22 protein-coding genes and 5 tRNA genes are annotated in these 24,367 nt (G+C 50.0%); 22 read left to right on the forward strand and 5 right to left on the reverse strand.

The window, feature by feature from the left end; all coding sequences use genetic code 11:
- Positions 1 to 255: 255 nt before the first annotated feature.
- The gene (astB, locus tag CWI84_RS04750) at positions 256 to 1,593 is read right to left on the reverse strand and encodes an N-succinylarginine dihydrolase (protein WP_126841697.1); all 1,338 of its coding nucleotides are present in this window, start codon (positions 1,591 to 1,593) and stop codon (positions 256 to 258) included.
- Positions 1,594 to 1,928: 335 nt separating this feature from the next.
- On the opposite strand from astB, the gene topA reads away from it, so the two are divergent.
- From topA to CWI84_RS04800, 10 genes are all read left to right on the forward strand, one after another.
- Positions 1,929 to 4,556, forward strand: a complete 2,628-nt coding sequence (gene topA / locus CWI84_RS04755; protein WP_126841442.1) for a type I DNA topoisomerase — start codon at positions 1,929 to 1,931, stop codon at positions 4,554 to 4,556.
- A gap of 269 nt (positions 4,557 to 4,825) precedes the next feature.
- On the forward strand, positions 4,826 to 5,068 hold the full coding sequence (locus tag CWI84_RS04760) for a hypothetical protein (RefSeq protein ID WP_126841443.1): 243 nt from the start codon (positions 4,826 to 4,828) through the stop codon (positions 5,066 to 5,068).
- Positions 5,065 to 6,546, forward strand: coding sequence for a hypothetical protein (locus CWI84_RS04765; protein ID WP_126841444.1), 1,482 nt, complete (start codon positions 5,065 to 5,067; stop codon positions 6,544 to 6,546). Before CWI84_RS04760 ends, CWI84_RS04765 begins: the two co-directional genes overlap by 4 nt.
- The gene (locus tag CWI84_RS04770) at positions 6,543 to 7,616 is read left to right on the forward strand and encodes a hypothetical protein (RefSeq protein WP_126841445.1); all 1,074 of its coding nucleotides are present in this window, start codon (positions 6,543 to 6,545) and stop codon (positions 7,614 to 7,616) included. Before CWI84_RS04765 ends, CWI84_RS04770 begins: the two co-directional genes overlap by 4 nt.
- Before the next feature lie 11 nt (positions 7,617 to 7,627).
- Entirely contained in the window at positions 7,628 to 8,116 is a 489-nt protein-coding gene (locus tag CWI84_RS04775) for a hypothetical protein (protein WP_126841446.1), read from the forward strand.
- Positions 8,100 to 9,482, forward strand: coding sequence for an ATPase, T2SS/T4P/T4SS family (locus tag CWI84_RS04780; protein ID WP_126841447.1), 1,383 nt, complete (start codon positions 8,100 to 8,102; stop codon positions 9,480 to 9,482). The genes CWI84_RS04775 and CWI84_RS04780 overlap by 17 nt, the downstream gene beginning before the upstream one ends.
- A 30-nt stretch (positions 9,483 to 9,512) precedes the next feature.
- Positions 9,513 to 10,532 carry a type II secretion system F family protein gene (locus CWI84_RS04785; protein WP_157980998.1) on the forward strand — a complete coding sequence of 340 codons (1,020 nt, stop codon included), beginning with the start codon at positions 9,513 to 9,515 and terminating at the stop codon, positions 10,530 to 10,532.
- A gap of 18 nt (positions 10,533 to 10,550) precedes the next feature.
- The gene (locus CWI84_RS04790; RefSeq protein ID WP_126841449.1) at positions 10,551 to 10,994 is read left to right on the forward strand and encodes a prepilin-type N-terminal cleavage/methylation domain-containing protein; all 444 of its coding nucleotides are present in this window, start codon (positions 10,551 to 10,553) and stop codon (positions 10,992 to 10,994) included.
- A gap of 6 nt (positions 10,995 to 11,000) precedes the next feature.
- On the forward strand, positions 11,001 to 11,405 hold the full coding sequence (locus tag CWI84_RS04795) for a hypothetical protein (protein WP_126841450.1): 405 nt from the start codon (positions 11,001 to 11,003) through the stop codon (positions 11,403 to 11,405).
- Entirely contained in the window at positions 11,402 to 12,076 is a 675-nt protein-coding gene (locus tag CWI84_RS04800) for a TadE family protein (protein WP_126841451.1), read from the forward strand. Before CWI84_RS04795 ends, CWI84_RS04800 begins: the two co-directional genes overlap by 4 nt.
- Here CWI84_RS04800 and folD read toward each other — a convergent pair.
- The gene (folD, locus tag CWI84_RS04805; RefSeq protein WP_126841452.1) at positions 12,067 to 12,927 is read right to left on the reverse strand and encodes a bifunctional methylenetetrahydrofolate dehydrogenase/methenyltetrahydrofolate cyclohydrolase FolD; all 861 of its coding nucleotides are present in this window, start codon (positions 12,925 to 12,927) and stop codon (positions 12,067 to 12,069) included. The two genes, CWI84_RS04800 and folD, sit on opposite strands and share 10 nt — an antisense overlap.
- A gap of 262 nt (positions 12,928 to 13,189) precedes the next feature.
- On the opposite strand from folD, the gene CWI84_RS04810 reads away from it, so the two are divergent.
- From CWI84_RS04810 to CWI84_RS04830, 5 genes are all read left to right on the forward strand, one after another.
- Positions 13,190 to 13,266, forward strand: a tRNA-Pro gene (locus CWI84_RS04810).
- Positions 13,267 to 13,295: 29 nt separating this feature from the next.
- A tRNA-Arg gene (locus tag CWI84_RS04815) sits at positions 13,296 to 13,372 on the forward strand.
- 35 nt (positions 13,373 to 13,407) lie between these two features.
- A tRNA-His gene (locus tag CWI84_RS04820) sits at positions 13,408 to 13,483 on the forward strand.
- Between the two features lie 28 nt (positions 13,484 to 13,511).
- Positions 13,512 to 13,588, forward strand: a tRNA-Pro gene (locus CWI84_RS04825).
- Between the two features lie 86 nt (positions 13,589 to 13,674).
- Positions 13,675 to 13,896 carry a hypothetical protein gene (locus CWI84_RS04830; protein ID WP_126841453.1) on the forward strand — a complete coding sequence of 74 codons (222 nt, stop codon included), beginning with the start codon at positions 13,675 to 13,677 and terminating at the stop codon, positions 13,894 to 13,896.
- On the opposite strand, the gene CWI84_RS04835 is transcribed toward CWI84_RS04830, so the two are convergent.
- A complete protein-coding gene (locus tag CWI84_RS04835) occupies positions 13,893 to 14,441 on the reverse strand; it encodes a DUF1415 domain-containing protein (protein WP_126841454.1) in 549 nt (182 codons plus the stop codon). The genes CWI84_RS04830 and CWI84_RS04835 overlap by 4 nt on opposite strands.
- A gap of 221 nt (positions 14,442 to 14,662) precedes the next feature.
- Here CWI84_RS04835 and tig point away from each other — a divergent pair, with 221 nt between their 5' ends.
- The 7 genes from tig to ppiD all read left to right on the forward strand — a co-directional run bounded on the left by tig (position 14,663) and on the right by ppiD (position 23,131).
- Positions 14,663 to 15,964: a trigger factor gene (tig, locus tag CWI84_RS04840; RefSeq protein WP_126841455.1), complete on the forward strand. Its 1,302-nt coding sequence runs from the start codon at positions 14,663 to 14,665 to the stop codon at positions 15,962 to 15,964.
- Positions 15,965 to 16,050: 86 nt separating this feature from the next.
- The gene (gene clpP / locus CWI84_RS04845; protein WP_126841456.1) at positions 16,051 to 16,671 is read left to right on the forward strand and encodes an ATP-dependent Clp endopeptidase proteolytic subunit ClpP; all 621 of its coding nucleotides are present in this window, start codon (positions 16,051 to 16,053) and stop codon (positions 16,669 to 16,671) included.
- A 26-nt stretch (positions 16,672 to 16,697) separates the two neighbouring features.
- Entirely contained in the window at positions 16,698 to 17,987 is a 1,290-nt protein-coding gene (clpX, locus tag CWI84_RS04850; protein WP_126841457.1) for an ATP-dependent protease ATP-binding subunit ClpX, read from the forward strand.
- Positions 17,988 to 18,102: 115 nt separating this feature from the next.
- Complete coding sequence (gene lon / locus CWI84_RS04855; RefSeq protein WP_126841458.1) at positions 18,103 to 20,442, forward strand: endopeptidase La; 2,340 nt, start codon at positions 18,103 to 18,105, stop codon at positions 20,440 to 20,442.
- Between the two features lie 298 nt (positions 20,443 to 20,740).
- Complete coding sequence (gene hupB / locus CWI84_RS04860; protein WP_126841459.1) at positions 20,741 to 21,013, forward strand: nucleoid-associated protein HU-beta; 273 nt, start codon at positions 20,741 to 20,743, stop codon at positions 21,011 to 21,013.
- A 30-nt stretch (positions 21,014 to 21,043) separates the two neighbouring features.
- Positions 21,044 to 21,120: transfer RNA gene (locus CWI84_RS04865), tRNA-Asp, on the forward strand.
- 142 nt (positions 21,121 to 21,262) lie between these two features.
- Positions 21,263 to 23,131 carry a peptidylprolyl isomerase gene (gene ppiD / locus CWI84_RS04870; RefSeq protein WP_126841460.1) on the forward strand — a complete coding sequence of 623 codons (1,869 nt, stop codon included), beginning with the start codon at positions 21,263 to 21,265 and terminating at the stop codon, positions 23,129 to 23,131.
- A 67-nt stretch (positions 23,132 to 23,198) separates the two neighbouring features.
- Here the strand turns inward: ppiD and CWI84_RS04875 are convergent, their stop codons facing one another.
- Positions 23,199 to 23,831, reverse strand: a complete 633-nt coding sequence (locus tag CWI84_RS04875; RefSeq protein ID WP_126841461.1) for a DUF3379 family protein — start codon at positions 23,829 to 23,831, stop codon at positions 23,199 to 23,201.
- Positions 23,828 to 24,334: a sigma-70 family RNA polymerase sigma factor gene (locus CWI84_RS04880; RefSeq protein ID WP_126841462.1), complete on the reverse strand. Its 507-nt coding sequence runs from the start codon at positions 24,332 to 24,334 to the stop codon at positions 23,828 to 23,830. Before CWI84_RS04880 ends, CWI84_RS04875 begins: the two co-directional genes overlap by 4 nt.
- Between the last annotated feature and the right edge of the window lie 33 nt (positions 24,335 to 24,367).

Genomic DNA, 24,367 nt, shown 5'->3' on the forward strand with positions numbered 1-24,367 from the left:
AACGTTGGGGCGCGAAGCTGGGGAAAAAGTATCTCCGGCCATGGACGGCCGGAGACTAAGCGCCTCATGGATGAGCTCGAGCGGCTTTTTCCCCAGCTTCGTGAACCGGCGGGGTGCCGTGCAATGACACTAACAAGCGCCTACACACCAAGCGCCCTCCAGCCCCTCACGATGCCGACGCGCCCAAGCTCATCGCCGTGGTAGAGAGCAACCAATCCCAAGCCTGCCGCGAGCCGAGGTTTACTGCCGCGATGCTTAGCGTTGGAATTCGTAGACTGAGCCGAGGCGCAGGATTTGCGTCAGTTCGTCTAGTGCTGTGCGTGATTCTTCCAATAGTGCTGGATCACGCAGGTCGTCTACTGCGAGGGTATCGCGGTAGTGGCGTTTTACCCAGTCTGTGAGTTTGCCGTAGAGGGCATCGTTCATCAGGCAGTGTTGGTTTGCTGCGGCTAATTCTTCGTCGTTTAAGGCGACCCGTAGACGCAGACAGGCTGGTCCTCCGCCGTTGCGCATGCTTTGTTTTACATCGAAATAGTGCACTTGGCGAATCGGGGTGTCGCGAGTCACGAGCTCTGCTAGGTAGCTGGCAACACGTTCATTTTCTTGACACTCGGTCGGTGCGATGATCACCATTTCGCCTGATGGCAAGTTGATCAACTGGGTGTTAAATAGGTAAGTGTTCACGGCATCCTGAACGCTCACTTCAGCGCTTTTGACCTCGATGAAATGTACTGGATCGTCGCCGAATTTGGTCTGAATTTCAGCAAACTTCGCTTCTGTGTTGGCAAAAGCTTCTTGGTGATAAAACAGCGTATTGCGGTTGCCCACTGCTATAACATCGTTATGGAACACACCTTGGTCAATCACATCGGGGTTTTGCTGCATAAACACGGTATTATCTTCGCTTAGGCCGTGTAAGCGAGCGATTGCTTCAGACGCTTCGTAGGTTTGCCGTGCCGGGTATTTCGTCGGAGCGGGTTTGCTGCTATCGAATGCATGGCGTCCGTATACGAACACTTCAACGCCAGCTAAGCCGTAGTCTTGGCATAAGCGCGTGTGGTTTGCTGCACCTTCATCGCCAAAATGTTCGTTGTCTGGCAAGTGGCGATGATGCTGGAAATACCGCTCATTACTAAACATGGCCTTCAAAATACGGCCACTGGTTACTGGCTCTAACGAACGGTGAAACTTATTGGTAAGGTTGGCTGGGGTAAAATGTACCTTGCCATTAGCGGTATCGGCGCTGGGCGATACTGTTGCCGCGTTCGCAGTCCACATGCTTGAGGCTGAGCAAACGGCTTGAAAAATTGCGGGCGCTTGCTGCGCCGCTTTGGCTAATACTTCGGCATCGGTTCCGGTAAAACCAATTTGTCGCAGTGCATAAATATTTGGCCGTTCTTGTGGTGCTAAAACGCCTTGTTGCATGCCCATGTCATGCAACGCTTTCATCTTTGCTAACCCTTGCAAAGCAGCGTCTCGCGGGCTTGAAGAGGATTTAGCATTCGCTAACGAAGCCACATTACCAAAGGATAATCCGGCATAGTTATGGGTCGGGCCAACAAGGCCATCAAAATTTACTTCAAAATGCTTCATACTCACGCGATTGCTCCTTTTACTCGTGTCAGCAGTGACCACGACGTTTAGAATCTTCCGCCTATTATACGGCACCAACACTGGCTTGTAAGCCTTTATTTTTAAGGGGTTATATAAAATTCACGGAAATTGATTGTTTATGAATATTGGGCGAATTTTTATCAAATTTTCGAACATTGGTTGTTTCGCTGCAAAATAACCGATATATCTAAAAAAAGGCAAAGACGAGAAAAAAAACCTTGTCAGTTGCGGCTCCAGCACTTATATAAAGCGCAGTTATTGGTGTTTGGCACTAGCTTGCACCCTCACGTTCCAACAAAGAGAATCGTTGTCTTATGGCTAAATCGCTCGTTATTGTCGAGTCTCCCGCAAAAGCAAAGACGATAAATAAGTACCTTGGCAAGGACTTTGTCGTGAAGTCGAGCGTCGGTCACGTGCGTGACCTACCGACTAAAAGTACGACCACGGTAAAGTCGAAGTCGGCGGCGGAAGTTAGAAAAATGTCGCCGGAGAAAAAGGCGGCTTATCAAAAACAACGCGATTACAAAAAGTTAATAGCCCGCATGGGCGTTGATCCGGAGCATGGGTGGGACGCCCACTATGAAGTGTTACCGGGCAAAGAGAAGGTGGTAAACGAGCTAAAGAAGCTCGCTAAACAAGCTGACAGCGTTATTCTAGCAACGGATTTGGACCGCGAAGGGGAAGCCATTGCTTGGCACTTAAAAGAGCTTATTGGCGGTGACAACGAACGTTTTCAACGGGTGGTTTTTAATGAGATCACCAAAAATGCTATCCAAGAGGCATTCTCCCATCCGGCTGAACTCAATTTGGACCGCGTATATGCACAGCAAACGCGTCGCTTCCTAGACCGCGTGGTTGGTTTTATGGTGTCGCCGCTGTTGTGGAAGAAAATTGCCCGCGGGCTCTCTGCTGGCCGCGTACAATCGGTTGCGGTGCGTCTTATTGTTGAACGAGAACGTGAAATTAAGGCTTTTGTGCCAGAGGAATACTGGGACATTTTTGCCGACACCGAAACACAAGCGCAAGAAGCGTTGCGGCTACAATTGCAAAAGCATCTTGGCAAAACCTTTAAGGCGGTAAACCAAGCGCAAGCGACGGAAGCGGTCGAGCGCCTTAAACAAGCGCAATTTACGGTTGCGGCGCGAGAAGACAAACCAACCTCCAGTAAACCCTCAGCACCGTTTATCACCTCGACACTGCAACAAGCGGCTTCCACCCGTTTAGGTTTCGGGGTGAAAAAGACGATGATGATGGCGCAGCGCTTGTACGAGGCGGGCCACATTACCTATATGCGTACCGACTCAACCAACCTCAGCCAAGAGGCGGTAAACGCGGTTCGCGGTTTTATCGGCAGTGAGTTTGGTAAAGACTACCTGCCAGACAATCCCATTCGTTACGGTGCAAAGAGCAATGCGCAAGAAGCCCACGAAGCCATTCGTCCGTCAAACGTCGAGGTCAAAGCAACGCAGCTTGGCGACATGGAGCGCGATGCCCAACGCTTATATGAACTGATTTGGCGCCAGTTTGTCGCCTGCCAGATGACGCCTGCACGCTACGATTCAACCACGCTTACTGTGACTGCAGGTGACTATGAACTGCGGGCTAAAGGTCGTGTGATGCGCTTCCCAGGTTGGACCAAGGTGCAACCGCCAGCAAGCAGTAAGAAGGATCAAGAGCAAACCTTGCCGGATGTCAAAAAAGGCGATTCATTGAATTTGCAGCAACTCGATCCGCAACAGCATTTCACCAAACCGCCGGCGCGGTATGGCGAAGCATCGCTGGTTAAAGAATTAGAGAAACGCGGCATTGGCCGACCGTCGACCTATGCTTCGATCATTTCCACCATTCAGGATCGCGGCTACGTTCGGGTCGATAATCGTCGCTTTTACGCCGAAAAAATGGGTGAGATTGTCAATGACCGTTTGGTAGAAAATTTTACCGAATTAATGAATTACAACTTCACCGCCGAAATGGAACAGGCGTTGGATGACATTGCCCAAGGCAAGCGCAATTGGCAGCAGACCTTAGACGCTTTTTATGAAGATTTTCGGCAGCGTTTAGAGCAAGCTGAATTGGAGCCTGAGCAGGGCGGTATGCGCAATAATGCGATGGTGCTCACCGACATTGACTGCCCGAACTGTGGCCGCAAGATGGGCATCCGCACGGCTTCGACGGGGGTATTCTTAGGCTGTTCAGGTTATAACTTGCCGCCCAAAGAGCGTTGCACGCAAACCATCAATCTCACTCCCGGCGAAGAAGCGGTAAAAGTGGATGATGAGGAAGAGCGTGAAACCGAAGCGCTGCGCGCGAAAAAACGCTGTCCGAAGTGTGGTACTGCCATGGACAGTTATTTGATCGACGAAAAGCGGAAGTTGCATGTGTGCGGCAATAACCCCGTTTGTGATGGGCAGATTGTCGAGCAAGGGCAGTTCAAACTGAAAGGCTATGATGGGCCAACCATCGAATGCGATAAATGTGGCAGTGAAATGCAGTTAAAAAATGGCCGATTCGGAAAATACTTCGGCTGTACCAACAATGACTGTAAAAACACTCGCAAACTCCTGCGCAATGGCCAGCCAGCGCCGCCCAAGGAAGATCCGGTGCCGTTACCAGAGTTGCCCTGTGAGGAATCCGACGCTTATTTCGTGTTGCGCGATGGTGCGTCGGGCATTTTCTTGTCGGCTAATACTTTCCCGAAATCGCGCGAGACCCGAGCGGTAACGGTAAAAGAGTTGGCGCGCTTTAAAGACCGCATTCCGAAAAAATTCTATTACTTGGCAGAAGCGCCTCAGCAAGATGATGAGGGTAACGACGCTATTGTTCGGTTCTCGCGTAAAAATAAAGAACAGTACGTGGTTACCGAAGTAAATAAAAAGCAAACTGGGTGGAAAGCGTACTATCGTGATGGCCGTTGGCAGGTAGAAAAGCCGAAAGCTAAATAGCGCTAATCTCGTACAAAAAAGTCAGTAAAACTGCGGTTGTTGCCGCAGACCTCCGTCGCTAGAGTTAGCTGCGTGCCAGGACGGCACAATCAGTGTGACACGGAGGTCTCATGCACAAACGATTGGTAACTCGCAATTGGCGAATTGTCTTTGTAATTGGCTGTGTATGTTCTCTCTCTTTCCCCGTTACTGCCTCAGTAACGGGGCTTCCTCCCTGCTTAACCTTAGCTACAGCACAGTTTCTTCCTCGCCAAAACGCGGTGACAGTGGTGTCGCCAAAATTTGCATTGCACAAAGGCCCCTTGCAGCCACAAATCGAGCGCTTGTTGACCGCTGAATTTAATGTCGACACCGTCGACTGGCAGGCGTCTCCGCATCACCAATGGCCGACCGAATTCACCGTTGAAGCGGTTTCTTGGCGTCAGGTGTTAGGCAAAATTCTCAGCGCCTATAAGTTGCAAGCGGTATTTTACGCTAACCGAAGTGCGGTTATTCGGTATCGAGAACAATGATGCGCTGGTTACTGGTGATGCCCATTATTCTGATTGGTGCTTGTGTAGATACCGAGCACACTTGGCAGGCCATCACGGTTGCCCAACAGGCCCAACAAAAATCGATGCGCCAATATCCACGGCGCCAATGGTCCGCACCGCAACCAACCATTATTGACGAGTCGTCGTTTTATGTTCCGCCATTGCAAGCCAGCACGGAAACCATGCCGGCTTGGTATGGTGCAACAATTACCGTAGATTTCCGTGGCTTACCACTGACCCGAGCATTAGCCGAAATTCTGCACGGCTTAGCAGTAGAGTGGCGTATCGAAGACGATATCGATGGGCAACAGCCGATTAGTTTGCGGCAAGCGGCCAGCGTCGGCGAGGTGCTAAAAACACTGGCGCAACTGACCGGTTTATTTTTTGATATTCGCGCGCACCAACTGATTGTTGGCCGTTTGCAAGTAGAAGAGTTTGACGTTGCTTATTTGATAGGCGATCACGGTTTTCAGATGGGCGAAAAGCAATCAGCGTTAAGTGCCCTGGGCGGGCAAAATACTAGTTCCCAGTATTCTACCTTGAGCGCGGAAAGGTCATCACTGTGGCAAGAGCTAGCGCATTCCATTGAGTTACTGTTATCGGATAAAGGAGAAGTGGTGGTTAATGAATCGGCCACTTCTGTGGTAGTGAAAGATCGGCCACTGAATGTTGAGCGTGTGCGGCGTTATTTGGCCGAGCAAAATCAGCGCTTGACCAAGCAAGTGGCAATTGATGTGCAAGTCATTGATATTACCTTTAACGACGATGCCCAGCAGTCGGTTGATTGGCAGTTAGTTGCCGGCTTTGACGGTATGCGACAGCGTCTGCAAATCGGCCAATTGCAGACCGGGCAAGACTTTTCTGGGGTTATGACGCAAGCGCTGTGGCAACGCCAAGGTGGGCGCTTTGATGGCTCTCAGCTACTGGTAAAAGCCTTGCGCCAACAAGGGGTGGTTAAAGTTACTCATCATCCGCAGCTATTAAGTTTGAGTAACCAAGTGGCGCATCTATCGATCGAGAATGAAACTTCTTATTTGGCCTCGTCAGGAGTCCGTCGTACGCCAGATGCTGGCAGCGATGTATTGCTTGAACCTGGGGTGGTGGTGACTGGTTTCGAGCTCTACGTGTTGCCAAAGGTTTACCAACACCATGTTGTGTTGCAGTTATCGACCCAACTCAGTGATTTGTTGGGTCTTGAGCAAGTGCAGTCTGGGGATAATACCATTCAAACCCCTCGCACCAGCCGTAAGTCATTCTTTCTCCGTGCGGCGGTAAAACAGGGCGAGACGCTGCTGTTAAGTGGCTTTCACAATAGCCGCGAACAAGATACTGCTAGCAAAGGACTATTAAGCTGGATGTTTGGCGGCAATCGTCGTCATCAAACGGCGCAGTCAGAAACCTTATTATTATTAACACCACACGCGAGTAAGGGCGTTGGAGCGCAACAATGGCTATGAATGACGTAATAACAGCGCATATATTTCGCGAGTGTATCGATAAATCACAATTACGTCTGCGCTGGGTTAAACAGCGCGCGCAAAGCTTAGGCTACGGCTACTTAGATATTGTCCGTTTTGGCGACGCTTATTGGTTAATGTTGGCCAATCAACCGCTCGCGGACTGGGTCAGTGAGTGCTTACGGCAATGGCATAAGCTGCCCTCTGCACTGGTGCTTTACCAACATGATGATCAATTGTGGTGCGCAGTATGGCAGCGGCCTCATCAACTGCAAGTTTTTACTGATGTGGAGGCGGCGATTGAGGTGTGGCACAGCAACGTTCAACAACTGATTTGGTGTACCAGCGATTGCGCTGCGAATTGGCTATTGGCACCGCCTGCAAAAGCGCTTGAGTGCGAGTTGCCGGCGCCCAGACCATTGCGTGCGATTAATCAAATCGGTCAGTTAGAGTGTTGGCGGCGGCGTCGCCAACTCAGTGCTTTATGGCTACTGATGCTGTTGATTTTTGCGGTGCTAGCAAGCGCGATATATTGGCTCACAGACACGCCAAGTAACGCGCTAGCCAAAGTTCTGCCGACGTTGCAGGTTACTGCTACGGCGCAACCGAACGCTGTATCGGCGCTGATGCGGTTACAAAAATTAATTATGTTGGTGCAGCGGCGCTTTAATCTGTGGCCAACCGAGGCGATATGGCAGGGCCACTGGATTGTCAGCGGACAGTTTGCCTACCCTCTGCCACCAAACTATCCAGCGCCTTATTTGAGACGCCAGTTAGCCCAACGTGGGGTAACGTTCTCGGTACAGCAACAGCGCTGGCGTGTGGAGTGGCTAAAACCGCCAACAGCCGCAAACGCCGCGGTTCTGGCACTAACGTCAATGCAGCAGTCGTTGTTAAGCATTGTAGAAAATCGGCTAAATTTCTCGCAATTGATGACCTCCCAGTTGGCAGGGCTTGAGCAGCAGCTGAAGACCTCGGGGTTTGGCTTGAAAAGTGCTCAATTGGTTCGCCGTGATGGATTGTGGCAAGGTCAACTAGAGCGCCACTCGGCCTCTCCAAATAGTCGCTAAAGGCAGCTCGGATGGCGATTATGGCGCTGCTATTGCAGCAATGCTTGTTGTTGTTGATGCCGCTGTTACAGGCACAAAGTGTGGTCACCAAACAACCACTCAGTGAGCCGGCACAGGCCGAACAAGCAGCGCCTATAGTAAAGCTGGAACAGCAGTTATTGGCGGTTAAACAACAGCAATGGCTGGCCTCTGCAGAACTGGAGCTACGTCAGCAACAACAGCAGTTAGCGCAGTTAAAGCGGCAATTAAGCGATCTCTCACCGCAATCTCAGGTGTTCGTTAAAAAGCCGATTCCGTTCCGTGTAAAGGGACAACTGCAGCGGCAGCAACCGATACTGTTGCTCAGCTACGGTCAACAGCTCCTGCGGGTTGTTGCTGGCACGCAATTACCTGAAGGATATCACGTAGAGTTTGTTCAGCAGCAGTGGTGGCTGATTAGCCGCCAAGGCTTGCGTTATCAACTATCACGCTGGGGATGGCGATATGTCACAAAAGATTGAGTGGTTAGCCAGTGATGAGCTGCAGTCAATCGAAATTCCACCGTTATTATTGCACTACGCGGTCGTTACTGAGCGGCAATGGCGCGAAGCTGGAGATAGCTGTGCCATGATTGCAACCGACCGCGGTATTGTGATTACTACCGAGGGCTTGGCGCAGCAGAAGCCACTCGAACTGAACAATATGTGCGCTTTGATGAGTAATTTAGGGTTACATAATGTGACCTACTGTTTTGCGCCATTAGTGGATATTCGAGCCACCATTACTGATGCTGAACGGCGCCAACAGACACCGACACCAGAGACTGGTAAAACGGGGCTTAGCCGCGCTCAACAGTCGCTACAAGATATTGTCGCGGAGGCCGCATCGCAACATGCCAGTGATATTCATATTCGTTTTACCCGTTTGCGAGCATTAGTCAGATTTCGCGTTAACGGCCAGTTGAGTGCCGCGATCAAGCGCTCCCGAGCCGCTCTGGTTGAGGCATTGGCAGCGGCATTAAACAGTTATAGCGATGATTACCGACAAGTATTTAATGAACACGACAGTGTTAGTGCTAGTTTAACGATTAGCCTAGATCACCAAACCGATATTCGCTTACGGTTACAGCAAGCCCCCACCTATGACGGTTTTACTGTGACGCTACGTCTGCAGTATCAACAAACTACCTTACAGCGCCAACTCCACCAGTTGGGCTTGGTCGCTGATGTATTGCAGGCATTGCAATGGGTGCGCCGCTGCCAGCAGGGTTTGGTGTTATTTATTGGCCCTACCGGACACGGCAAAACCACGACGCTGGCGGCATTCAATCAATGTTTGGCAGAGCAGGGCAAGGTGATCTCTTTGGAGGATCCGGTGGAGATTGTATTACCAGCTATTGAACAGCGGCAGCTTAGCAACAGCCAGTCAGACGAGGGGCTGGCGGACGCAATTGCCGAAACCTTACGCGAAGATCCCGATGTCCTGTCTATTAGTGAAATTCGCGGTCATCGCACCGCAAAAGCGGCGCTACAAGCTGCGCTTAGTGGGCATTTAGTGACCGCAACGTTGCATGCAGCCGACACTATTGGTGCGGTCCAACGCCTTTTGCAACTGGGTCTTACAAGTGCCGAGCTAGCCGGCTCTGGTGTCCTCACTGGGTTATTTGCCCAACGCCTGAACTTTGTCTGCGGCAATCCGCACCCCATCGTCGAATATACCATTTTGGATAACGTCGGACGTCAATGTATTTTGCAGCAGCAGTGGCAACAGTGGCGCCAATACTTGCAACAACAAGGCTGGTGCTCTCTCGCTGATCGACTTGAACAAGAGGCCGGGCAAGTGCAAGTGGCGGAGGCAGTGATTGAACGTTTTCAGTATCGCAGTTAAACGCTAATGACTTTCTTGAATCTCCATCGAATGGGGAGCCGAAGCGCCCAATGGCAATGGCTAGAGGACTTCGCTAACTGGTTGGAGGATGGCTTGGGTGTGCGCCATGGATTAGAAATTATGGCTGCCATCGCCAGCGAGGTGGGGGCTAAACGTGAACAACAATTCTCCCATCATCTGCTGGTTGCTATCCGCCAGGGGCAGACATTAGCAACTGCAGCCGAATCTTGGTTAGCCAATGATTTACGTTGCTTACTGGCGATTGGCGAACAGCACGGTTGTTTAAAGGCTTTGTTAGCCGACTACGGCAGCCTGTACCAGCAGCGTCAGCAGTGGCGCCGGCTATTCTGGCGCCAAGCAGCCTACCCACTGATGATTGCCTTCGCCGTAGCGGTAGCGATGAGTGGCTTTAGCGAGCGTATCTTACCGGCACTACAAAAGGGATTAACCCAGCCCGCAGAAGCTTGGGTGGTGGATTGGGCCAGTGCCATTGGTCACGGGCTATTTCAATTCGGTCCTGGGTTATTAACCGCCACCCTGATGGCGTTGTTTGCTTGGTGGCTATTGCGACCGCAATGGTTCGGTGAGTCACGTCAGCGCTTGGAAAAGTTGGGAATAGGGCGGGGTTATCGCCAGCAGGTTGGGGTAGAGCTGATTCAGCTTTTGGCGTTACTACTGCGTTATGGCTGCAGTTTGCGCGAGAGCGGACTGTTGCTGCGCCAGCATTTGCCAAATTACCACGGTTACCACTTAACGGTGATGGATGACAAGCTGCAAAGGGGCGTCACTGCTCTGCATCAAGTGTTCGCGCCAGAACTGTTAAACCACGCGCAACGCTTTCGCCTCGCGCAGCTCGGTCGAGGCACTGCGCAGCGCACCAGCGAGGTGTTATGGCGCAGTGCACTACGTGGTTTTGCGGATATTGAGCGGCAGCAACGACGGTTTCGAATTGTTTGCTTTACGCTGTTATACGGCTGGATTATTGGTGGCTTGCTATTGATGCTGCAGGCCGGAATGGCGGTGATGTACGAGATTTTTCAAACGTTATAACCCGCAAAGGAGGGTGCAATGAAACGTCAGCAAAACGGCTTTACCTTTATCGAGGTGCTCGCGGTGCTCAGTATTATCGCCGTCGCGACAGTGGGAACGCTGGTGCTACGCGATTGGGCAATGGCCAACTCGCGGGTGTCGGAAGCGCGCCAATTGATTACCACGCTACAATCCGGGGCGCAGTTATGGCGCCCGAACACCGGCATTTATACCGGCATTAACATGACGGAGTTGTCCAGTATTGGTGCGATCCCGGTAAGCTTGGCGGATGGGGTAGAAAAAAATCCGTGGGGAGGAAATGTGACCATTGGGGTGGATGTAGCTGATTTAACAAGATATACAATCTCTTTAGAGAGTATACCTTCTGCTTCGGAAGGAGCGAGGTTAGTTAAAGAATATACAGAAACGGCATTCTCAACGAGTTTTTCTGGAAATACTTTTACCGCAACCTTTCAAGGCTAATCCAGAATGCATCGGCAGCAAGGGTGGTTAATGCTGGATGCATTGTTGGCTATTACGCTACTTACGGCACTCATGGTAGCGGTATTCGCCGCGCACCAGCAGCTACAAAAGTTGGATAACGTTGCACTTTGGCGCGCGAATTTGCTGCAACTGATCAGTGCCCAGCAACGCTACCGCTTGGCCTATTCGCAGTTTGCGGGCACAACCCATGAATTAGTCAATGGCGGTTTCTGGCGAATCCGCTCGTGGCCGTTTCAGACATCGTGGCGTTTCGTTGCTGCAACCGACACCGTGCTGCTGCTAAGCACCATTCCACTCAGCAACCGAGCACTATTGCTAAAGGGTATTAACTACAGCGTCAACAGTGACGGCTCGGTAGAAATCGCTGTCGCCATGGTGCCCGCGTTATGAACGACCGTAATAAGGTTAACGGCCAAGGCATGGTAGAAACGCTTATTGTATTGCCCATTATGACGCTCGGTTGCGCGGCGGTGGTCCAGCTATTGCTGATTTTCTGGCAACAACAAACGGTGGCTATGGCGGCGCAATATGCATTGCGTGCAGGCTCGTTGAATCATGCAAGAACGGGGGTCATGAAAACCACCTTTGCGGCAGTCATGGCAGGGTTAAAACCGCAACTCGATGATCCGGATTCGTTGGTCGACATGAGTAAAGCGTTGCTACAGCAACGCTTACATCTTGCTAAAGCCGGCAAACTCGAGCGGTTATTACCGACCGCCAAACATTTTAAGCGATATGCCGAGCGGCGCTGGCTGCCGGGCGAGAGGCGCTGGGTGAAAGAGTTGGCCGTCGACCATCTGCAGGCGCGGGCGCGGCGCTATGCCGGTGCAGAACGCGAGTACTGGGAACAGGCGCACACAATAGCAATAACCGGGGTGTGGTGTATGCCATTGGAGATTCCGCTGGCTGCAGAGCTACTAGTGAAAACCCAAAGCTGGTTTAGCGACAGCGATGCTCAGCGCTTTTGTCGGCTACGTGCGAAGTTGTTTTCGCAACCACTGTGGGCGCTACCATTCAGCGCCCAGCAAGTGTTAATGAGTGGCTTTCGGAATCAATCTTGATCGTGGTACTTTTCGCACGCTTCCAAGGTGTTTTCGATCAGACTCGCCACCGTCATCGGGCCAACCCCACCTGGTACAGGGGTAATATAACTTGCCCGTTCTGCAGCAGCCTTAAAGGCGACATCACCAGTCAATTTGCCACTGTCCAAGCGATTCATCCCAACGTCGACAACGACCGCTCCGGGTTTAATCCATTCGCCTGGAATAAATTCGGATTTACCGACGGCAACCACCAACACGTCGGCTTGCTCAACATGATGCCGAAGGTTTTCGGTAAAACGATGACATACGGTGGTAGTGGCGCCCGCTAATAACAGTTCTAAACTCATCGGCCGACCGACAATATTGGATGCGCCAACCACCACGGCATGCAATCCGTGGAGGTCTAACGGAATAGACTCAAACAACGAAATAATGCCTTTAGGAGTGCACGGGCGCAGGGCAGGAATGCGCTGCGCTAAACGGCCCACATTATATGGATGGAAGCCATCGACATCTTTATCGGGGCGGATGCGTTCCAAAATTGCGGTCGCATCTAAACCCTCGGGTAACGGCAATTGGACTAAAATACCATCGACGCTGGCGTCGTTATTCAATTCATCGATTAGCTGTTCAAGCGTTTGTTGGGTGGTATTTGCCGGTAAGTCGTAAGAGCGAGAAGTAAAGCCGACTTCTTCGCAGGCTTTGCGCTTGTTACCGACATATATTTGCGAAGCGGAATCGGAACCGACCAGTACAACAGCAAGCCCGGGGGCTCTTTTACCTGCGTCGACACGTGCTTGCACACGTTGTTTTACTTGGTCACGAATGGCCTGAGAGAGTGCTTTGCCATCAATCAATTGTGCTGACATTTTGGGTATCAATCCTGACTTCATCGGTGGAAGTGAAAAACACGAATAAGGATCGCGTTAACAGGGCTAACAGTCTAGCTTTTTTTGTGGGTGTTTGTCACTGGATGATGGAATTTAGCCCAGTTTGTCGCAAAAATGAGCAAACACGCCTTTTTGCAAAAAAAAGGTTTGACGATCACCAAGGCAAACGGTAATATTCGCCCCCGTTGTCAGGCGGCAGCATATTGTTTGAATCCGCCAACGACACGGCTTTCAGGGATGTCGGCGAGTAGCGCAGTTTGGTAGCGCACTTGGTTTGGGTCCAAGGGGTCGCTGGTTCGAATCCAGTCTCGCCGACCACTTCCTGAGTACGCTGTTGAGGTTCGATTGCGCCCGTAGCTCAGCTGGATAGAGCAACGGCCTTCTAAGCCGTCGGTCGCAGGTTCGAATCCTGCCGGGTGCGCCAGTTAAACGCGCCTTACAAGTAAAAGTCTATCAGTGGTGGGTGTAGCTCAGTTGGTAGAGCCCCGGATTGTGATTCCGGTTGTCGTGGGTTCAAGTCCCATCATCCACCCCATCTTTTCTTCAGAAGTCATTCCTAGTTTCGGCGAGTAGCGCAGTTTGGTAGCGCACTTGGTTTGGGTCCAAGGGGTCGCTGGTTCGAATCCAGTCTCGCCGACCATTACACATCAGTTTACCCGCTTTACTGCAAGAATTGGCGGTTTTCTGCTACATTAACCAATAGTTTTAGTGGTTAAGGAGGCACGCATGAGCTTATCAAAAGCACTGAAGAATCCTGCGGATGTATATGCTAACCCCGATGCCGTATTAAAAGACGCCAATCTGACCGATGCCGAAAAAATTCAGGTATTGGAACAGTGGCGTTTGGATGCAGTTGAAGCGGAAGTGGCCGATAGCGAGAATATGGCCGGAGGTCCGCCCGACCAACTCCCGGCGATCCTTGATGCACTCCGAAAACTTGGCGGTTAGTCGGTTTTATAGTTTTTAAGGGCGCGGGCACAGTGCTCGGCGCCCAGTTGTTGCATCTTTTCGATGTTACGTTCCGGGATCCGCTCTGGGTGCCGATAGGTTGCTAATGCCTCAGTCAGTGATTGTTCCCGCAATAGATGAAACATCGGATAGGGCGAGCGATTAGTGAAGTGGCTTGGATCATCTTCCTCGGTATCGGCGAAGAGATACTCCGGGTGAAAGGTTGCAAGCTGAAATTGGCCACGCCAGCCACCGAGGTCTAAGACTTGTTCGAATTGCTCCACCACGCCTAAATACTGTTCGAAATCGTCGAGCTCTGGGGCAATGTAAAGCGCGGTTTCGATGGCGGGGTGTTCGGCTAAAAATAGCAGCCAATCGATGAATTGGCTCAGCCAGTCATTACTTTCTGTGCTAACGACGCTAAAACTCACACGTCCCGCCACTAGCGGTTGCTTGGCAAACGGGCACAAATTGTGGCCGATAACCCAATCTTCCAGCCAGCGTCGACAAGCCAACTCAATTTTCGCGGTAGCCACTGCAGTCATAGTGATTCCTTTGCCCCTCTCTTACAGTCGATTATTGTGCCATAAAGCGCCGTCTGAATGCGGAAAAATGCTGAGCAAATCGGCGCTGGCGGAAAAAGTTTGGGCTGTCTCTCGACTCTCAGCGACCGCCTCGCTATAATGCGTCGTCATTTTTTAGGCTAAACGTCGTCGCGGCCTACGATGGCGCGACTGAGATTGATCGAAACCGAGGTAACTAAGCAATGCAGGTTTCTGTAGAGACTACACAAGGTCTGGAACGTCGTATGACGATCACTGTTCCAGCAGACACAATTGATAGCGAAGTCAAACGTTTACTGAAAGACGAGTATCGTAACCGTCGCGTGAATGGCTTCCGCAAAGGCAAAGTGCCTCCGCATGTACTGCAGAAGCTTTTCGGCCGCGAAGCACGTTCTCGCGCAGCGTCTGGATTGATGCAAAGCAAGTACTTTGAAGCGGTAATGCAGGAAAAGTTAAACCCTGCTGGCGCGCCAAGCATTGAGCCTGAAGTTAACGAAGCAGGTAAAGATTTAACGTTTACTGCGACTTTCGAAGTGTACCCAGACGTCACGTTGAAAGACTTGAGCAAAGTGACTGTTGAGAAGCCCGCCGTGGAAGTGACCGACAAAGATGTCGACAACATGCTTGAAACGTTGCGCAAACAGCACGCAGACTGGAAAGAAGTTAAGCGTAAGTCGAAGAAAGGCGATCGCGTAACGATGAACTTCGTTGGCTCTATCGACGGTGAAGAATTCGAAGGCGGAAAAGCCAACGACTTCGCTTTAGAGCTGGGTGAAGGCCGTATGATTCCAGGTTTTGAAGACCAAGTGATTGGTATCAAAACGGGCGAAGAGAAGACCATTGAAGTCACCTTCCCAGAAGACTATCACGCGGAAAACTTGAAAGGTAAAGCGGCACAGTTCGTGATTACGGCGAACAAGGTTGAAGAGCGCAAGTTGCCAGAAATGGACGAGGAGTTCGTGGCCATGTTCGGTGTGAAAGACGGCGGTGTTGACGCGTTGAAAGCAGAAGTTCGCAAAAATATGGAACGCGAACTGAAAAACGCGGTTAAGAGCAAAGTTAAAGAACAAGTGCTGAAAGGCTTGGTAGAAACTAACGACGTTGAATTACCGAAAGCGATGGTTGAGCAAGAAATTGATCAACTTCGTCGTCAGGCTATGCAGCGTTTTGGTGGCAACCAGCAAGGTATGCCAGAGCTTCCTGCTGAGTTGTTCGAAGATCAAGCAAAAGAGCGCGTTAAAGTCGGTTTGTTGTTGGGCGAAGTGATTCGTAGCAATGAATTGAAAGCAGATGATCAAAAAGTCGATGAGATCATTGCAACTGCGGCTTCAGCTTATGAAGATCCGCAAGAAGTGATCGACTACTACAAGTCAAACGAAGAAACCATGCAGCAAGTGCGTAACGTAGCGCTTGAAGAGCAAGCGGTTGATTTGATTTTGAAAGAAGCAAAAGTGAAAGAGAAAAAAGCTTCTTTTGACGACATCATGAACCCGCAACAACAGTAATAATCGTTGACGGGGTCGCTCGCGACTTGGTTTAATGGCTCGTATGTTCGCATGCGAGCCATTTTTATTTCAGGAGTTAGTCATAAATGAGTGAGATGAATCACGACCCGATCGCACAATTAGTTCCGATGGTTGTCGAGCAGACATCTAAGGGCGAACGTTCATACGACATTTATTCGCGCCTTCTAAAAGAGCGCGTGATTTTCTGCTGTGGTCAGGTTGAAGACCACATGGCGAACTTGATCGTCGCGCAGTTATTATTTTTAGAGTCGGATAATCCTGACAAAGACATCTACTTGTATATCAACTCCCCTGGCGGTGTGGTCACTGCAGGTATGGCAATTTACGACACCATGCGCTTTATCAAACCGGACGTCAGTACCGTGTGCATGGGGCAAGCGGCAAGCATGGGTGCGTTCCTATTAGCGGGTGGCGCGAAGGGTAAACGTTATTGCTTACCGAATTCGCGAGTGATGATTCACCAACCACTCGGCGGCTTCCAAGGGCAAGCGTCTGACTTCGAGATCCACGCGAAGCAAATCTTGGATCTGAAAGAGCGCTTGAACCGTATGTTAGCTGAGAACACTGGCCAAGATTATGAGAAAGTGGCGAAAGACACTGACCGAGACCATTTCTTAGCCGCTGAAGAAGCAGTCGAGTATGGTTTGGTTGACGGTATTCTGTCACAACGCGGTGAAGAAGCCTAAGCGCTACGGTAGGCGAGGAGAAAGTCATGACAGATAAAACCCAAGGTGAAGGTGATAAACCGTTGTACTGCACCTTTTGTGGTAAAAGTCAGCATGAAGTGAAAAAACTGATTGCCGGCCCGTCGGTATTCATTTGTGACGAATGCGTTGAGCTCTGTAACGATATTCTGGAAGAAGAAATTCAGGATATCGCTCCAAAAGCGGGTGAAGATGCGTTACCGGTTCCGCAAGAAATTCGTCGCCATTTAGATGATTACGTTATTGGTCAAGACCGTGCGAAAAAGGTGTTGGCAGTAGCGGTATATAATCACTATAAACGTCTGCGCAATGCCCAGAAGCAAGGCAAAGATGATGTCGAACTCGGTAAAAGTAACATTTTGCTCATTGGTCCTACTGGGTCGGGTAAAACCTTCCTGGCTGAGACCATGGCACGATATCTGGATGTGCCGTTCACTATGGCGGATGCCACTACGTTAACCGAAGCGGGTTACGTTGGCGAGGATGTTGAAAACATCATCCAGAAACTGTTGCAAAAGTGCGACTACGACGTTGAAAAAGCGCAGCGCGGTATCGTCTATATTGATGAGATCGATAAAATCTCACGCAAATCGGACAACCCATCAATCACTCGGGATGTGAGTGGTGAAGGGGTTCAGCAAGCGTTATTGAAACTGATTGAAGGCACCATCGCCTCGGTTCCACCACAAGGTGGGCGGAAGCATCCGCAGCAAGAGTTTTTACAAGTCGACACTTCGAAAATCCTGTTCATTTGCGGCGGCGCATTCGCGGGTTTAGAGAAAGTGATCGAGCAGCGCTTGGCAACCGGAACCGGTATTGGCTTTGGCGCTGAAGTGAAGAGTAAAAATCAGCAACAGTCCAGCGATGTGATTCGTCAAGTCGAGCCAGAAGATTTGGTGCGCTATGGCTTGATTCCAGAATTCATCGGTCGTCTGCCGGTGGTTGCGACGTTAGATGAGCTGGATGAGGACGCCTTAGTACAGATTCTACGCGAACCGAAGAACGCGTTAACTAAGCAATATGCAGCGTTATTCGAAATGGAAGATGTTGAATTGGAGTTCCGTGAAGACGCGTTGCGCGCCATTGCGCAGAAAGCCATGCAGCGTAAAACCGGTGCTCGGGGTTTACGTTCAATCGTAGAAGCTGTGTTGCTAGGCACTATGTACGATCTGCCTTCTATCGAAGGGGTATCGAAAGTGGTTGTCGATGATGCCGTCATTCGTGGTGAATCGGAACCACTGCTGGTGTATGAAAATTCGCAGGATAAAAATACCGAAAAACAAGCGTCGGGAGAGTGACGTTTGTGCGAAAAATGTGCAAAAAGGGCCTGTTTGGCCCTTTTTTTATGTTTTTGATTGAACTTTACGACAATGACCGCATATTAAAAGAATAAACTTGGGTCAGGAGAAACATATGAGCGAAGAACGTACAGAACGCGTGAGTATTCCAGTTCTGCCGTTACGGGATGTGGTGGTTTATCCGCACATGGTGATCCCTTTATTTGTCGGACGAGAAAAGTCTATTCGTTGTCTAGAAGCAGCGATGGAAGCGGAAAAACAAGTGTTTTTAACCGCACAGAAGGATGCTTCTGTTGATGACCCTGAACGCGACGATATCTACGACATTGGTGCTGTGGCGACCATTTTGCAACTGTTGAAGCTGCCAGACGGTACGGTGAAAGTGCTGGTGGAAGGGTTGCAACGTGCGCAGATTGACGAATTCAACGAGGGCGACGAGTACTTTCAGGCAACGGTCCATTACTTAGCATCAGAAGAGCTTCCAGAAAAAGAAGAGGAAGTGATGGTGCGTTCAGCAATGAACCAGTTTGAAGGCTACGTTAAACTGAACAAGAAAATCCCGCCGGAAGTACTGACCTCTTTATCGGGCATCGAAGACTGCGATCGCTTAGCCGATACTATGGCCGCGCATATGCCATTAAAACTGGCTGATAAGCAGCATGTATTGGAAATCACCGATGTGCGTGAACGGATCGAATATCTGATGGCGCTGATGGAAGGTGAGATAGACATTCTGCAAGTGGAGAAACGCATTCGTAGCCGCGTTAAAAAGCAGATGGAGAAAAGCCAGCGCGAGTACTACTTGAACGAGCAAATGAAAGCGATTCAAAAGGAACTCGGCGAGGGCGAAGATGGCGTCGATGAATTCGAAGCGCTGCAGAAAAAAATTGATGAAGCACAAATGCCAGCGGAAGCTCGCAAGAAAGTTGAAGCTGAACTGAACAAACTAAAAATGATGTCGCCTATGTCTGCCGAAGCGACAGTGGTTCGCGGTTACATCGATTGGATGGTCGCCGTGCCGTGGAAAAAGCGTTCGCGGATCAAGAAAGATCTCGCCGGCGCTGAGAAGATCCTCGATGCTGACCATTATGGTTTAGAGAAAGTCAAAGAGCGCATTATTGAATACCTTGCGGTACAGCAACGTACCACCAAAGTGCGTGGCGCCATTCTTTGCTTAGTGGGCCCTCCTGGGGTAGGTAAAACCTCGTTGGGTCAATCTATAGCGAAAGCAACGGGGCGTAAATATGTTCGCATGGCGTTGGGTGGCGTTCGCGACGAAGCGGAAATTCGTGGTCACCGCAGAACGTACATTGGCTCAATGCCCGGTAAGTTGATCCAGAAAATGTCGAAAGTTGGGGTGAAGAACCCACTGTTCTTATTGGATGAAATTGACAAAATTTCTTCTGATATGCGCGGTGACCCAGCTTCTGCATTACTGGAGGTGTTGGACCCTGAGCAAAACAGCCACTTTAATGACCATTACATGGAAGTCGACTACGACTTATCGGATGTCATGTTCGTAGCGACCTCTAACAGCATGAATATTCCAGGGCCGCTATTGGATCGGATGGAAGTGATTCGGCTGTCGGGTTACACCGAAGATGAAAAGTTGAATATTGCGAAGCGCCATTTATTACCGAAGCAAATTGAACGGAATGGTTTGAAGAAAGGCGAATTGGCCATCGAAGACAGCGCTATTATCGGTATTATTCGCTACTACACGCGAGAAGCCGGTGTGCGTAACTTAGAGCGGGAACTATCGCGCCTATGCCGTAAAGCGGTGAAAACTATTTTGCTCGATAAATCCATCAAGCAAGTGCAGGTGAATGGCGATAACCTTGGCGACTTCCTTGGCGTACAGCGTTTCGACTACGGTAAAGCGGAAGAGAAAAACCAAATCGGCCAAGTTACCGGTTTGGCGTGGACCGAAGTGGGTGGCGATTTGCTAACGATCGAGGCAACCAACGTCGCGGGTAAGGGCAAGGTCACTAGTACCGGCTCGCTTGGCGATGTCATGCAAGAGTCTATTCAAACCGCATTGACGGTGGTACGCAGCCGTGCCGATAAGCTAGGTATTGCGGATGACTTCCATGAAAAGCGCGATATCCACATCCACGTACCAGAGGGCGCCACGCCGAAAGACGGGCCCAGCGCAGGTATTGCTATGGTAACCGCTATGGTGTCGTCATTAACCAATACACCTGTGCGTTCAGATGTGGCGATGACCGGTGAGATCACTCTGCGCGGCGAAGTACTGGCCATTGGTGGGCTGAAAGAAAAGCTACTTGCGGCGCACCGCGGTGGCATTAAGCATGTGTTAATTCCGAAAGACAATGAACGCGACCTTAAAGAGATCGCTGACAATGTGAAAAAGGATTTAACCATCCAGCCAGTGCAATGGATTGATGAAGTGTTAAAAGTTGCGTTAGAAAGCGATCCAAGCGCAAAAAATTAATACTTTTGTCGTAGTGAAAACCACAGAATGCGGCTTTTGCGCCTGTTACTCGTCGCAAAGCCGCATTCTTTCGTTAAAAAAATGCGAAAAAAGGGTTTTCAACGTCACAGACTGTGGTAGCCTAAGAATGAAAGTGATGGTGCCTCTGTGGTGTATGGGGCAACAACTTGTTAAGGAAAAGTCCTTAAACAACGATGCTTGAACATTACGATCAAGCTTGTTATAACCACCGCTGGCCCATTTAATTCCGAATGGAACCACGGAAACTTGATAATAACAATCTAAAGGGGATGATACTGTGAACAAGTCTCAGCTTATTGACAAAATTGCGGCAGGTGCGGACATTTCAAAGGCTGCTGCTGGTCGTGCTCTGGACTCGATGATTGATGCAGTGACTGGCGCACTGAAAAGTGGCGATCAAGTGGCATTAGTTGGTTTCGGTACGTTTAGCGTTCGTGAACGTTCTGCGCGTACTGGTCGTAACCCACAAACTGGTCAAACAATCCAAATCGCTGCGGCAAAAGTACCTTCTTTCAAAGCAGGTAAAGCACTGAAAGACGCAGTAAACTAATAAGGGCGCGATAGCGCCTTTGTTAATTTAGGAGTGGTAGTTCAGCTGGTTAGAATACCGGCCTGTCACGCCGGGGGTCGCGGGTTCGAGTCCCGTCCACTCCGCCACCTAAGCACACTGTTTAGGTAAAATAACAACACTAACCCGAGGCATCGACCTCGGGTTATTTTTTTGTTGAATGGGTGCGATTTTCTGCCAACTAGATATAATACCGACTTCTTTTACGAGTAGAGTGAGGAAAGCCTCGTTATGATGGAGAAGATACGAGAAGGGTCACAAAGTGTGATCGTTAAAGCCATCTTAGTACTGATTATTTTGACCTTCGCATTGGCGGGGGTTGGTAGCTACATTACCGGTAACTCGGAAGTTGTGGTTGCTAAGGTAAACGGTGAAAAAATTCTCCAACAAGATTTTGACCGCGCCTATCAAAATGAGCGAGACCGCTTAAAGCAGCAGTTTGGCGACATGTACGAGGCTATTATCTCTGATTCTGGTTATATGAACCAAATGCGCCAGAACGTGTTAGAAAACTTGATTGAAAAAGCGTTATTGCAACAGTTCGCTGACGAATTAGGATTGCGCGTTTCTGACCAACAAGTAAAACAAGCCATTCGTTCAATGCCCCAGTTCAAAACCGCAGGTTCATTCAATAACGATATGTACCTGATGGCGTTGCGCAACGTGGGTTTTACGCCTGAAAGTTTTGCCAGCTTGGTACGTGAACAAATGCTTCAGCAACAGGTTATGCAGGGCGTTGCAGCCACCGAATTTTCGCTGAAACCAGAACAAGCAGCGTACTACAGTTTACAGAACGAAACTCGCAGTGGTCGCTATATTGTCGCGCAAAGCGCGTTGTACACGTCGCAAGTCGAAGTCACTGACGAAGAATTGCAGACCTACTACGATGAAAATAGCGAGCAGTTTTACGCTCCAGAGCAAATGAAAGTGGCTTTCGTAGAGCTTTCAAAAGCTGACTTAATGAACCAAGTTAACGTCAGTGATGATGAAGTGAAAGCATTTTACGAGGCCAATAAAGCGCAGTATGGCAGTGCTGAAGAACGCCGTGTATCGCACATTTTAGTCGAGTATGGCGACGATAAAGACGCCGCGCGGCAAAAAATCGAGCAGGCGCAACAAGCATTACAACAAGGTGAAGATTTCGCCGCCGTTGCCAAGCAATATTCAACCGATACTTTCTCTGCAGAGCAGGGTGGTGATCTTGGTTGGATTGAGCCTGGAGTGATGGATAAAGACTTTGATTCAGCGGTATTTGCGCTGAATAATAGTGGCGATGTGTCAGGTATTGTTGAAACGTCATTTGGTTATCACATCATCAAACTTACTGACGTTCGCGAAAGCAACATCAAACCGCTTGAAGAAGTGCGTGATGATATTGTTCAACAGTTGAAAGAAGATAAAGCCGACGAGCTGTTCTTCAACAAGCAGCAGCAATTGGCGGAAATCAGTTTCGAACAACCTGATACGCTTGAGCCGGCGGCTGAAGCCATTGGTGTAGAAGTAAAAAACACCGATTGGTTCACTCGTGATTCAGCGCCGACGGTATTGTCTGACCAAGCAGTGATGAATAAAATCTTTGCGCCAGAGCTGATTGACGAGCAGTTAAACAGTGATGTCATTACCACCGCTGATGATAAAGCGCTCGTGGTTCGTGTAACGGATCACCAGCCTAAGCGGGTAAAAGACTTTGCCACGGTTAGCGCGCAAATTCGTCAAACATTAGTCCAGCAAAAGGCGCAAGACATGGCCTTAGCACAAGCACAAAAATGGGCAGATGTATTGGCGTCAGGCGATGTTCCTGCAGCAGAAGTGAAGCCATTAGAGAGCATCATGCGGACTCATCAACAAGCGCCGCGGCAAGTGGTACAAACCTTGTTTACGTTAGCGCCACAGCAAACCCAAGCTATCAAGCTAAATAATGGTGATGCTGCGGTGGTGCAATTGACGGATTGGCAGAAAGGTCAAGTAGAAGATTCTGCACTGGACTCCATTGCTCCGCGCTTACAAAATCGTAAGGCACAAGTGACCTTGGCAGCACTGATTGAGCAGCTAAAAGCTGAGGCTGATATCAGTCGTAGCTTAAAGGCAGTTAAGCAATAAGCTAAGCGCCAGAGGTAAGCAAAAGCCCGCTTTTATTGCGGGCTTTTTTGTGCGTTTGGGATGGCCTTTAACGGCTCGCTAACAGCTGATTGATTTCGCGACTGTGGTGTTTTAACGCGCTGGGGTTTGCGGCTATCAGCGCCCACTGTGCCGACGGCGTGCGATAGATTCTGCCGTAAAAACCTTGCTGTTGAAAATGCTGCTCGGCGTTGTCGTCTAACGGATTCCCAAAGCTGTAAAGCAAGGTGATTTTACCCTCTGGAGTAGCAATGATGAGGTGTACCGATTTGCGCATGAATACGCGACAATCTTCCGCGAACACTACGCTACCGAGCTGTTTTACCCAATCTGCACCGAGATTGTCCGAGCGTTCGCTTAATTGGGCTCCTGATAAGGGAATGACGCTGGCCTGCAGCGCAGCCTTTTCATGGAATAGATGATTCATCGCTTCGTGCGCGGTCAGTGGTACCCCTGGGCCTTGGTATTGCAAACCAAAATAGCTGCCGACAGTCATTAATAGCGCCGCAGCAATGCCCATCCAAGCGGGAAATTGACTGCGCTTCTGCGACACGGCAACTTTGACCATAATACGGTCAGCTAACTGCTCTGGCACCTCGATATGAAGCGCTTGTTGCAATTGGCGTTCGTCATCGGCTTGCCATTGTGAACGTTGTGCTCGACGTTTGGCTAAATCATTCATGACGACTCCTGTTGCGATGCTGGAAACTGTACATTTGCCATTTGCTTTAACTTCTCTCTTGCTCGATGTAAGCGCACCATCACGGCATTTTTCTCTAAACCTAACACCTCGCCAATTTGCTCACCTGATAACCCAACCACTAGCTGCATCAGCAATGGCTCGCGGTACTCTAGTGGAAGCTGTGCAATTAGGCTGCGTAGCTGTTGAACTTGAGTATCATCGTGGGGCTCTGGCGCTGGAAACGTCATCTCATCAACATCAAGGTGTTCCGCCTGCGGTTGACGCTGATAGATACGTGCGTGTTCACGGCGCAAAATCGTTAGCAACCATGCCTTGACTTTGCTTTGGTCGCGGAGTTGCTGCCAATTTCTCCAGGCGCGCACAAACGTCTCTTGCACACAGTCTTCGGCAATAGCGGCGTCGTGGCTGAGCCAATACGCATAGCGATATAAATCGCTATGGTAGGCTCTTACTAGGGCGTTAAAAGCGGCTGTTTGGTCCATACGATAGTTATAGACCCACGCTACTGGAAAAAC

Source organism: Idiomarina tyrosinivorans (genome assembly GCF_003987475.1).
GTDB classification, from domain to species: domain Bacteria; phylum Pseudomonadota; class Gammaproteobacteria; order Enterobacterales; family Alteromonadaceae; genus Idiomarina; species Idiomarina tyrosinivorans.

What these genes read in the sequence shown, in the direction of transcription:
- astB (WP_126841697.1), bottom strand. Translation starts at nt 1,593, where the DNA reads ATGAAGCATTTTGAAGTAAATTTTGATGGCCTTGTTGGCCCGACCCAT.
- topA (WP_126841442.1), top strand. Translation starts at nt 1,929, where the DNA reads ATGGCTAAATCGCTCGTTATTGTCGAGTCTCCCGCAAAAGCAAAGACG.
- CWI84_RS04765 (WP_126841444.1), top strand. Translation starts at nt 5,065, where the DNA reads ATGATGCGCTGGTTACTGGTGATGCCCATTATTCTGATTGGTGCTTGT.
- CWI84_RS04770 (WP_126841445.1), top strand. Translation starts at nt 6,543, where the DNA reads ATGAATGACGTAATAACAGCGCATATATTTCGCGAGTGTATCGATAAA.
- CWI84_RS04775 (WP_126841446.1), top strand. Translation starts at nt 7,628, where the DNA reads ATGGCGATTATGGCGCTGCTATTGCAGCAATGCTTGTTGTTGTTGATG.
- CWI84_RS04780 (WP_126841447.1), top strand. Translation starts at nt 8,100, where the DNA reads ATGTCACAAAAGATTGAGTGGTTAGCCAGTGATGAGCTGCAGTCAATC.
- CWI84_RS04785 (WP_157980998.1), top strand. Translation starts at nt 9,513, where the DNA reads ATGGGGAGCCGAAGCGCCCAATGGCAATGGCTAGAGGACTTCGCTAAC.
- CWI84_RS04790 (WP_126841449.1), top strand. Translation starts at nt 10,551, where the DNA reads ATGAAACGTCAGCAAAACGGCTTTACCTTTATCGAGGTGCTCGCGGTG.
- CWI84_RS04795 (WP_126841450.1), top strand. Translation starts at nt 11,001, where the DNA reads ATGCATCGGCAGCAAGGGTGGTTAATGCTGGATGCATTGTTGGCTATT.
- CWI84_RS04800 (WP_126841451.1), top strand. Translation starts at nt 11,402, where the DNA reads ATGAACGACCGTAATAAGGTTAACGGCCAAGGCATGGTAGAAACGCTT.
- folD (WP_126841452.1), bottom strand. Translation starts at nt 12,927, where the DNA reads ATGTCAGCACAATTGATTGATGGCAAAGCACTCTCTCAGGCCATTCGT.
- CWI84_RS04830 (WP_126841453.1), top strand. Translation starts at nt 13,675, where the DNA reads ATGAGCTTATCAAAAGCACTGAAGAATCCTGCGGATGTATATGCTAAC.
- CWI84_RS04835 (WP_126841454.1), bottom strand. Translation starts at nt 14,441, where the DNA reads ATGACTGCAGTGGCTACCGCGAAAATTGAGTTGGCTTGTCGACGCTGG.
- tig (WP_126841455.1), top strand. Translation starts at nt 14,663, where the DNA reads ATGCAGGTTTCTGTAGAGACTACACAAGGTCTGGAACGTCGTATGACG.
- clpP (WP_126841456.1), top strand. Translation starts at nt 16,051, where the DNA reads ATGAGTGAGATGAATCACGACCCGATCGCACAATTAGTTCCGATGGTT.
- clpX (WP_126841457.1), top strand. Translation starts at nt 16,698, where the DNA reads ATGACAGATAAAACCCAAGGTGAAGGTGATAAACCGTTGTACTGCACC.
- lon (WP_126841458.1), top strand. Translation starts at nt 18,103, where the DNA reads ATGAGCGAAGAACGTACAGAACGCGTGAGTATTCCAGTTCTGCCGTTA.
- ppiD (WP_126841460.1), top strand. Translation starts at nt 21,263, where the DNA reads ATGATGGAGAAGATACGAGAAGGGTCACAAAGTGTGATCGTTAAAGCC.
- CWI84_RS04875 (WP_126841461.1), bottom strand. Translation starts at nt 23,831, where the DNA reads ATGAATGATTTAGCCAAACGTCGAGCACAACGTTCACAATGGCAAGCC.
- CWI84_RS04880 (WP_126841462.1), bottom strand. Translation starts at nt 24,334, where the DNA reads ATGGACCAAACAGCCGCTTTTAACGCCCTAGTAAGAGCCTACCATAGC.